Below are 10,231 nucleotides of genomic sequence, written 5' to 3' on the forward strand. Positions count from 1 at the left end.
GTCAGTTTAATCAACTTTCCCCTGTTCAAGTGGAACGACTGCTAGTGTCTTTCCTAAACTGGCTAAGACTCTTAAGACCGTATCCAACTGAGGACTGGTCTTGCCTGTCTCCATCCTAGCAATCACAGGCTGGCTCACTCCACTAAGTTCTTCTAGCTTTTTCTGACTGATACCTTGCTCATGTCTAGCTTCAATCAACTCACTCATGATAGCCACTCGCATATCACTTTCAAGGATTTCCTCTTTGGTAAAGAGTTCTGTTCGGACATCTTTCCAATTACTTCCAATGGCACTATTTTTCATCACTTAACCCTCTTTCTTTTAAGTCCTTCAGTTCACGCTTGGCTTTTGAAACAAATTATAACTTAAAAGTTATTAAAAGTAAATCCTAATACTCTTAAAAAGAAGACCTTAGAATCATTCTAAAGGTCTCATATTTATTATTCAAAAAAATTACGAGAAGAGTTATAATATGGAGCTAATCCTGACTCTTACTCCAGCTCAATGCCTTTCTCTCGGAGATTAGCTAAACACTCCTCATAGTATTCTGCATCATGTTCACTATAGATGGTCTTGCCTAGTTTCTCCTCTGCTAAGTCTTGATAAGAAGGGCAGGTCTTGCCACGGTAGTTCTTATCCAGCCACTCTGGACTGACATTGTAGCCACGGATTGCCATCTCCTCCATGATCAAGCGATGATAGGCATAGAGACGATAAGGCGAGTGGGTAAAGACATAGTCCACCGTCGCATGCTTTCTGCCCCAGCCATTGCCACGAAGAGCACAGCACTCTCGATGTTGCCCCAAAAGCTGCGGACGGGGAAGTTGTGAAATCAAAGCCTCATGCCAAAGTCTCATGAGAGTCTCCTTTCAGTAAAGTCGAATGTTGCAAGTAGGTATTTGGATAGCGATCAAGCAACACTCGAGTCTTAGCAATCAAGTCTTCCTTGGAAACCTGACCAAAACGGTAGCGATCCAGCAAGAGCATATAGTCCTTGCGCTCAGCATCTGTCGCTTTCTTTTTGAAATAGCCCCATATATGCTGGAAGGCATTGCAAACTTGACCCCTATGTTCTGGGATTTGACAGGCACGGTCAATCAGTTCTTGAACATGACTCAGCTCCACCACTTCATTCTTGAGATATTGGCGAATCTCATTGTAAATATTGCTGGAATGGCTCAAAACGAGGTATTTATTTCTAGCCCAGAGTTGCTGACAATGGGATTTTTGGTTAGTTTCCATCTTTCTCCTTACTTTCTATCAGTTTCCAGGAAATATGGAAACAAAATTGTATCTAAAACTCTTTCAAAAATGTATTATCTTTTCTATTTTATCATATTTCAAGAAAAACCACTCGACCTGACTAGAGCGAGTGGGCTATAAACTATTCTTAACTTTATTAAGGTAGTAGAACTTCTTTCATACCATCCTTATCATCACTCTTTATAAATACAATATTACGTTTTCCTGTTAACTCTATCAATTTTTCTTTACCAAGGATGATTGCGAGATTCTTAATAATTGAACGTTTAGCTGGTTCATTAACATAAGTGAAAACAAATCGATAAGGATACTCACCTTTCTTTGATAATTCAAAACATTTTTGAAAAATCTCTTTATCTAAAGGATCTACTGAATGACCAAATATGATTATATTTTTAGACGAAGAATAAGGCATACATAACTCATCTTCTGTGAATTCTAAAGTTGGGTCGAAAAAAGTTTCATAATAATTTCCAGTTTCCTTAACAACTCGTTGATAATATTTCTGATAAGGTATCAAATCACTGTTAACGTCATTTTCTTTATCCTCAATTCCAAAAACCATGGCATTAAACTTTCTATCTAAATCAATTCGCCCATGTATGAAATGAGTTCTTTCTTCAACAGTTCCAAATAGATAAGCTGACGTGTTGGTATAATTAAAATTTAAAACATAGGTATGTGATAAATTAGGTACCGAATCCAAGGCTGTTGGCTTGGGGTTAATCCCTTGAACTTCAAAATCTAAATAATCTAAATATGACAGATAGATTTCTAGCAGTTCTGTTAATAAATTTAACTGTTCGATAAAGATATAGTTTAGTTTGTTCAATACAAAATCTCTATCTAACAACTTCCACTCATACTCTTGATAAAATGGGGCAAATATGTTTGCAATAAAGTATTTTGCACTGAAATTAGTTTCTTTTTTCAATATATCGTTACTTTTCCTAACTGGATGTATAGCTGATAAATCATAAAGCAATTGCATATTCTCTTTAAAATACATTATCGCATCTGCAAGTTGAGAAATCATGATTTCAAGATTAAACCAATTATCCCCAAGAGTACCTTTATTCTCATTAATAAATTTTAAATACAAATTATCTTTGTATTTCTCAGTCCTTATATTTTTAACTTTTAGAAACTCTAACAATTCTTCATCTGGATTAGAAAATAATTGTTTTTCAAACTCAATAAAATCGGTATATTTTGTTTTTCGCCCCATTGCAATATCAAAGCCATTGCCCAGAATTAGAATAGTATCTGCCATGATTTTTTCTCCTCTACCTAAAATTTATTATTTTTTCAATAATTGCATTAATTTTCTCTGTTTCTTCATCAATCATTTTTATAAAATCATCAAAACTCATTTCTACATAACTCTCAACAACTGCTCTGAAATAATATTTGTATCCTAAAAAATTTTTACTAGAAATTCCTGTGAGAGAATAGTGAAAAATGTTGTTTCTAAATTGAGTATTCTCCAAAAATAATTTTTCCTTACATTCAATAATTTCTTCTATATTTTTCTCTAAACAAGGATTTAAAAGTTTTGAAAATTTCTTATAAAATTTTTTTATAGTATTGACACTAACTAAATAAGTTTGTAACTTTAAACGATATAATAAACCACCTGTTTTCATAAATATTTCAGGAACCAAAATATTTATGAAATTATTTTGACATAAAACATTAAATAACTGCAATTGAACTTCCAGAGACACTTCCCCCAGTAAGATATTACGCCTTTTTGTATCCATCAAAAATTTATCCATATGACTTAACTTATAACTAGTGACATTAATTTTCAAAGTTGGATCAATTGAGAATTTTTCTTCAAATTCTATCGTAATAGAATTAATAAATGTTGTTAAAGTTCTAGAATATTCAATAAGAAACTCCCTATTATTTAACATCCAATTATTTAGAGTATCAAAATTATTCTGGACAAATATTTCTTCTAGATAAATACTTAACTGGCTGGTGTTTCCATAGGGAATATCGTCAATCGTAAATACTCCTAAATCTTTTTGACCAACAATACTAATGACAAATTTCTGGAAAAAATTATAATCGGTTTCTAATATTTTTTTTCGTTTTTCTGCACTATTATTTAGCATTTTAAAAGCTCTTAGAACTCTTTTATCTGAATATAATTTAAAACTAATTCGAACTTTTTTTAATAATGTGACAAAATCAATACCTTTAATATCTGGTAAATTTACTATTTCTTTATGTTTCTCAAATTTTTCCACCCAAGCTAAACAGATGGATGATAAAATAGGGAGAAATGGTATAGATATTTCAAATCTATCAAAATCATCATTAGAATTGTTTAGCTGATATAACATTTGTTTTAACTCCATAGTTTCCTGCAATAAAATCAAAAAGGATAATTCATCTAATTTTTTATCATTATTCAAATCCGCACCCCTATCTAATGTTTTTAATTAGCCAAACAAAATTATTATATCATTTAAATTATACCACGAATCCACCCAAAAACGCCTTTAGATAATAATATATCTAAAGACGTTTATCTTTATCCTGCTACTCGTTCTGCTTCTTCTACTTTCACTTTCTTATCCTTCTTAGTCGAACCAGTCAATCGGCGTTTGCTATCTCGGATTGTGTTTAGATCCTTGAGAAGTTTGGTCAGGTGCTCTTTTTCTGGATAAGCTTCTGCGCTGGCTGCGGTATAGCGCATAAAGAGGTCGTAGATGCTGGTTAGTTCGGTACGGACTTGTCTGGTCTTCCCGACTTCCTTAGCAGACTTATGCGCACGCGCCTGACTTTCCACCTTATCATATTCCTCCTGCGCACTAGTGACTGCAAGGAGCATAGGTGTCAATCCTAGACTAGTAACTGCCGTCTGGTAGGGTTCTTCACTCAGGGTTTTGAGCAGGCTCTTGATTTCTGCCGTTTCCACATCATTGCTATGCTTGGTGATATCCTTGTACTTGGCAAAGACTGGTTTCAAAGTCTCATGGGCTTCTTTGAGTTTGCTTTCCTTGATCTTAGCAAAGCCCCTATGAAGAGTAAAGAGACCGACTAGGGCACTGTCACGATTGCGATCGACTTCGGTTAGGTTCGTCGTCTCTTTCTTTTCTACGATAGCGAGTTGGCCTTGGAAGTCTGCTAGCTTGCTCTTGAAGGAATCGAGGTGCTTGCTATACATAGGCTCGTCCTTATGTGCCTTGGCAAAAACTTCTAGTAGTTGACCCGTGTCAACCATGAGACTTTCAAACTCACGGTTGGTAAAGTTGGTGTAGCTTAGAGGGCGGATAGTGAATGTTTTTGTCATGATGATAACCTTTCTATTTTCATTATTTCAAAAAGGAGTTTTCCCTTAAATTTATAAATCCATTCTAACAGTTACTTTAAAAGATTTGTCCCCCTTCCTCTGAACTGTCAATATTTCCATCTAAAATGTACTTCTCAGGGCAAATCTTTTATTTCCAAAATAAAAAATCCCTATCTGACTGGAAACATTTCCGTCTGTCAGCTAGAGACTCTTACTATTTTTAGATTTTAACTTTTCTAGCTTTAGAATACATCTAAACTTTAGGAAAGAGGATCATTCGAAACTTCGAAGACCTCAAAACTTTCTCAGATAGACTATCCGAAGCTTAGAATGCTCATAAATTTATGTATTTCTTGCCATTCTAAGTTTAGAATGCATATAAACTTTAGTAAATTCATATCTTCGAAACTTCGAATAGCTACCTCCCCTACTCCAACTGACTTTTAACCTTCTTCTTAGTCAAGATACGGTCGTTTTTGTTAGAGAGAGCTTTGATACGAGCTTCTAGAAGGATTTTCCTTCCGGTCTCTGTTCGTGTGTAGACGAGATGATAGCGTCCGATAGTCGGTGTCAGAAAGTCGAGGAATTTCTGCGCTTCTTCCTTGCGCTTGTCAAAAAGACTAGGCACGACATAGTAAGGTGACTGACCTTGTCGGACTTTCTCTGTCTTCAAGAGATAGCGCTGGTTGTCCACTGGAGCAAAGAACTCTCCCAAAGTATGTGCAAACAACTCCTTGTCCCTCATGCTTCCTCCCTTGAGATAGGCAAAGACCATGTAGTTTTCCTTGTCATCCTCTACCTGAACACGGGATTGATCATCCGTTAGATGCCCCGAATCTAGCATAGCCTTTCGGATTTGCTCACCCAGAGACTGCAATCGTTTATAAGGACTCTTATAGCGGAGGTAACGCCAAGAGGCAAAGGCCAAAAAGAGGAGACAGGCTGTCGTAAGCCACCAAACACCGATCAGTCTCAGTCTAAATAGCAAGACCAACAAATCCACTGCCAACAAGAGCAATGACATGCGAACCCATTTTAATGCATCAAGAAAGAGCATGACTGGAATTTTCTGTTTTTGAGTTGCGACTTCTGTAACTACCTCGAACTGATCCGCTACGACAAGAGCTTCCTGCCATTTTTGTCTCAAGCCTGATCGATCCTTGGAGAGACTCTTAACTCGCTCATTGTACTCACTAATTTGATTTTTCTTAAAAGGGGGCTTTGGAAAATCCAAACGATCCAAACCGGTCTCAATACTCTCCTGATTATAGGCCAATCCAAGAAAATGCTCCATCCGTCGCGACAAGGTCTGCAGATCCTGATTGCTCTCTGGTCTAGGCTCCTCACCAGGAAGAGTGATGAGTGCTTGCGCTTGAACGGCTACCAGATGCCAGATGTTGCTGGTCTTTTCTGGATGTCCCGGCCAGATACGAACGGCACGCCCGCGCATCTGGTTACTCAGCATAAAGCTCCCCACAAAGCTTCCGAGGATTAGGGAATTAACGCAAGGAGCATCCCAACCCTCTCCAAGGAGAGATTTGGTTCCGACTAGGACTTGAATCCGCCCTCGTTGAAAAAGCTCCGTCACTGCCGCTACGATTCCCTTAGCTGAGCTCGGAAAACTAACCTGCACATAATCTTTTGGATCCAAGTGACCAATAGGTGAGAAACTAAGAGGAACCTGAGGCAAGAGCTCCTTAAACTCTGCTGCCACATCGGTAGGCAAAATAACGACACTACCTGACAAGACAGCCAAAGACACAGGTATCTCTTGTTCCTGAGCTTTTCGACGAATGCTTTCAAAATAAGGGAGAACCCCCAACTGAGAAATGGTTGCCTGATTATCTCCCAGATAGGTGGCAAAATCCTTGCGAATATAGTCAGCTAGTACTAACTGTCTCAGTTCCTGACCTAGACTCTCATACTCCGTCAAAAAGATATCGGCAATGGCAGACAACTTCCCTAGAGATTGGGTTAAAAGCTGATCGGAAGCCTTGGACTTAACCAGATAAACCTGACGTTTTTCCACCAACCCACGCGCCTTCAAGTCAGCCTCTAACTTTTTCTTATATCCATCTGGATCCTTATACCAATCTGGTGTCTGATAGAGTATGCTCTGCAACAGCGTCTCCAGCCAGTAGGAGGTCAATGCTGGAAGCTTCTGGGTTCCCAGTAAATTTTGTAAAGAGGGAGAAATCGTTAACCCCTGAGAATGTATATAAATCAATATAGCAGACAAGTACTTGGGATCTTCTAAGAGCAAATCAGATGAAATATCCCCTTTGAGGACCTTAGAGCCTGCTACAAATGTTTGAAAATCAGGATCGACTATAAGGTGATGAATATAGTCCCACTTAGTCTCCTCAAACCGTTTGAGACGTTCCGCCTCTTCAGCTGTTGGTGAACACATATAGACAAAATCCTGATGAGGGCAAAGAGTGTCTTCCTTGACTAGTTCAGGTACCGTGATTTCTTGATCGATCTCCCCACACATACGGATATAGCGTTCCCAAAGTTCAGGCTCGCTGTCATAAGGTGGTGTCGCTGTCAAGGAGATGAGTTTCAGCGGTCCATACTGCTTGCGAAAGGCTTCCAGACTTTTCCACCATTCATTGCGCAGGTGGTGGCATTCGTCCAAACAAAGAGTCGCAACTTTCTGAGCTCTTAGGCTTGCAAGCAAATCAAACCCCACAAAATCCTCTGCTTCTCCATCTTCTTGTGATTGCAATTGGTTCATGGCGCTATGAAAAGCCTGATAGGTCACAATCGTTAATGTCTTCATCTCCTTTAAGTTTTGGGAAACGAGGTCTGAAAGCCTCTGACCATCCTCTAGAAAAGCAGTTTGTATTCTATCCACCCATTGTTCACGAATGGTGACAGTCGGAACTAAGATGAGGGCTGGGTTACCAAAACGAGCGATTAGCTCGATACCAATGGTTGTCTTTCCAGACCCTGGAGCGGCCACTAGATGAACATGACCGTCTGCTTGATAGTCCTGAAAACGATCCAAGACCTGTTTTTGATATTGGCGCCAGCTTCCTTTAAAGTTTAAACCTAACATGATACCCCTCATTCTATACCGTCATTTTCTTATTCTCATTTTACCACACTTATTTCACCAGTCAGATAATCCAGATAGTTTTTCTCCACAAAATATGGTATAGTAGAATCATACTATCTATGAGGAGTTTACATGTCACAGGATAAGCAAATGAAAGCTGTTTCTCCCCTTCTACAGCAAGTCATCAATATTTCATCTATCGTGGGGGGAGTCGGCACCTTGATTTTCTGTATTTGGGCCTATCAGGCGGGTGTTTTACAATCAAAGGAAACCCTATCAGCCTTTATCCAGCAAGCTGGAGTCTGGGGGCCACCACTCTTTATCTTTTTACAGATCCTACAAACTGTTGTTCCGATTATTCCGGGAGCTTTGACCTCAGTGGCTGGGGTCTTTATTTACGGCCATATCATCGGAACCATCTATAACTATATCGGCATCGTGATTGGCTGTGCCATTATCTTTTACCTCGTGCGTCTCTATGGAGCTGCCTTTGTTCAGTCGGTCGTCAGCAAGCGTACCTATGACAAGTACATTGGTTGGCTAGATAAGGGCAATCGTTTCGAGCGGTTCTTTATCTTTATGATGATCTGGCCTGTCAGTCCAGCTGACTTTCTCTGCATGCTGGCTGCCCTCACCAAGATGACCTTCAAACGCTATATGATTATCATCGTTTTGACCAAGCCCTTTACCCTAGTGGTTTATACTTATGGTTTGACTTATATTATTGATTTCTTCTGGCAGATGTTTTGAGGATAGAAAAATCCGTTTGGTTTCCCAAGCGGATATTTTCTTTGTTTTATTTTGCGACACTCTTAGCAAGGACAAAGTTCCCAAGTGTGGCAGAACCATTGCCTGCGACTGCTGGAGTCACGATATAGTCACGCACGTCTGGTACTGGTAGGTAACCATTTAGAAGAGCAGTGAATTTCTCACGTACACGGTCCAGCATGTGTTGTTGGGCCATAACCCCACCACCAAAGACGATGACGTCTGGGCGGAAAGTCACAGTAGCATTGACCGCAGCCTGAGCGATATAGTAGGCTTGAACATCCCAGACAGAGCTGTTGAGTTCGATGTTTTCGCCACGAACACCTGTACGAGCTTCTAGACTTGGTCCAGCCGCAAAGCCTTCCAAACAACCCTTATGGAAAGGACAGACGCCGTTAAATTCTTTTTCTACATCCATTGGGTGTTTAGCCACATAGTAGTGACCCATCTCAGGGTGACCGACACCACCGATAAACTCACCACGTTGGATAACACCTGCACCGATCCCTGTACCGATCGTGTAGTAAACCAAGTTTTCGATACGGCCACCAGCATTGTTACGAGCAACTACTTCACCATAGGCAGAGCTATTTACGTCTGTGGTGAAATACATGGGTACGTTGAGGGCACGACGGAGAGCCCCAAGTAGGTCTACATTTGCCCAGTGAGGTTTTGGAGTCGTTGTGATAAAGCCATAGGTTTTTGAGTTTTTGTCGATATCGATCGGACCAAATGAACCGACAGCAAGACCAGCAAGATTATCGAATTTTGAAAAGAACTCGATGGTTTTATCGATAGTCTCGATAGGAGTTGTTGTTGGAAATTGTGTTTTTTCCACAACATTAAAGTTTTCATCACCGACAGCACAGACAAACTTTGTACCGCCCGCTTCTAAGCTTCCATATAATTTTGTCATGATAAACCTCTTATCTTTGTTTTCTCTATTATAGCACATTTTAAAGGGCTAGATTTCTCAATATTTTAGATTTTCCTCTGTAAATCTTACCATCCAAGTAAAAACGAACAAACATGACATTTGTTCGTTTTTTTGTTTTATTAAGCTTTAACTTCGATGATTGCGTCACCCTTAGCAACTGATCCAGAAGCAACTGGATTTACTGAAGCAAAGTCTGCAGTGTTTGTTACGATAACCATAGTTGTGTTATCAAGACCTGCAGCAGCAATCTTAGCTGAGTCAAATGTTCCAAGAACATCTCCAGCTTTAACCTTGTCACCTTGGGCAACTTTATGGTTGAAGCCTTCACCGTTCATTGAAACAGTGTCGATACCAACGTGAATTAAGATTTCAGCACCGTTAGCTGTTCTCAATCCATAAGCATGGCCAGTTGGGAAGACGATTGTTACTTCAGCATCAGCTGGTGCATAAACAACATCTTGGCTAGGTTTCACGGCGATACCTTGTCCCATAGCTCCACTTGAGAATACTGGGTCATTCACATTTGAAAGAGCAACAACGTCACCAACGATTGGTGTTTGGATAACACCTTCGCTAGGTGAAACCACAGTACCAGTTACTGCTTCTTCTGTTAAACGGTCAGTTTCAGCTTCAGAAATTGCTCCTGAAACTTCTTCTACTTCATCTTCGTAACCAAACATGTAAGTAAGAGCAAAACCAAGTACAAATGATACAGCTACCATAAGAAGGTATTGTAGAAGTTGTCCGTTACCAATGTAAAGCATTGTACCAGGGATGACTGTGATACCATTACCAGTACCAGCAAGTCCAAGGATAGATGCCAATCCACCACCGATTGCACCAGCAATCAATGAAAGGAAGAATGGTTTACGGAAACGCAAGTTAACCCCGAAGA

The 10,231-nt window shown here is 39.5% G+C and carries 10 protein-coding genes; 1 reads left to right on the forward strand and 9 read right to left on the reverse strand.

Annotated elements, in window-relative coordinates; genetic code table 11:
• Window positions 1-6 precede the first annotated feature (6 nt).
• The 7 genes from GMD6S_RS04900 to GMD6S_RS04930 all read right to left on the reverse strand — a co-directional run bounded on the left by GMD6S_RS04900 (window position 7) and on the right by GMD6S_RS04930 (window position 7,631).
• Window positions 7-303 carry a helix-turn-helix domain-containing protein gene (locus GMD6S_RS04900; protein WP_000797752.1) on the reverse strand — a complete coding sequence of 99 codons (297 nt, stop codon included), beginning with the start codon at window positions 301-303 and terminating at the stop codon, window positions 7-9.
• A gap of 188 nt (window positions 304-491) precedes the next feature.
• Window positions 492-857 (reverse strand): TIGR02328 family protein, encoded by a 366-nt coding sequence (locus tag GMD6S_RS04905; protein WP_001241800.1) that lies wholly within the window; start codon window positions 855-857, stop codon window positions 492-494.
• The gene (locus GMD6S_RS04910; RefSeq protein WP_000449691.1) at window positions 841-1,242 is read right to left on the reverse strand and encodes a YbgA family protein; all 402 of its coding nucleotides are present in this window, start codon (window positions 1,240-1,242) and stop codon (window positions 841-843) included. Before GMD6S_RS04910 ends, GMD6S_RS04905 begins: the two co-directional genes overlap by 17 nt.
• Before the next feature lie 157 nt (window positions 1,243-1,399).
• Complete coding sequence (locus GMD6S_RS04915; protein ID WP_000785729.1) at window positions 1,400-2,536, reverse strand: AbiH family protein; 1,137 nt, start codon at window positions 2,534-2,536, stop codon at window positions 1,400-1,402.
• Window positions 2,537-2,549: 13 nt separating this feature from the next.
• Window positions 2,550-3,689, reverse strand: coding sequence for a hypothetical protein (locus GMD6S_RS04920; protein WP_001058094.1), 1,140 nt, complete (start codon window positions 3,687-3,689; stop codon window positions 2,550-2,552).
• 119 nt (window positions 3,690-3,808) lie between these two features.
• Window positions 3,809-4,570 (reverse strand): DUF6261 family protein, encoded by a 762-nt coding sequence (locus GMD6S_RS12710; RefSeq protein WP_000167736.1) that lies wholly within the window; start codon window positions 4,568-4,570, stop codon window positions 3,809-3,811.
• A gap of 427 nt (window positions 4,571-4,997) precedes the next feature.
• Entirely contained in the window at window positions 4,998-7,631 is a 2,634-nt protein-coding gene (locus GMD6S_RS04930; RefSeq protein WP_000901155.1) for a DEAD/DEAH box helicase family protein, read from the reverse strand.
• Between the two features lie 132 nt (window positions 7,632-7,763).
• Here GMD6S_RS04930 and GMD6S_RS04935 point away from each other — a divergent pair, with 132 nt between their 5' ends.
• Window positions 7,764-8,381: a TVP38/TMEM64 family protein gene (locus tag GMD6S_RS04935; protein ID WP_000076177.1), complete on the forward strand. Its 618-nt coding sequence runs from the start codon at window positions 7,764-7,766 to the stop codon at window positions 8,379-8,381.
• A 46-nt stretch (window positions 8,382-8,427) separates the two neighbouring features.
• On the opposite strand, the gene scrK is transcribed toward GMD6S_RS04935, so the two are convergent.
• Together scrK and GMD6S_RS04945 are read right to left on the reverse strand one after the other, a co-directional pair.
• Complete coding sequence (scrK, locus tag GMD6S_RS04940; RefSeq protein WP_000164292.1) at window positions 8,428-9,315, reverse strand: fructokinase ScrK; 888 nt, start codon at window positions 9,313-9,315, stop codon at window positions 8,428-8,430.
• A 140-nt stretch (window positions 9,316-9,455) separates the two neighbouring features.
• On the reverse strand, window positions 9,456-10,231 hold a 776-nt coding region (locus tag GMD6S_RS04945), incomplete at its 5' end, for a glucose PTS transporter subunit IIA (protein ID WP_000396318.1).

The sequence above is a fragment of the Streptococcus sp. GMD6S genome (assembly GCF_000297015.1).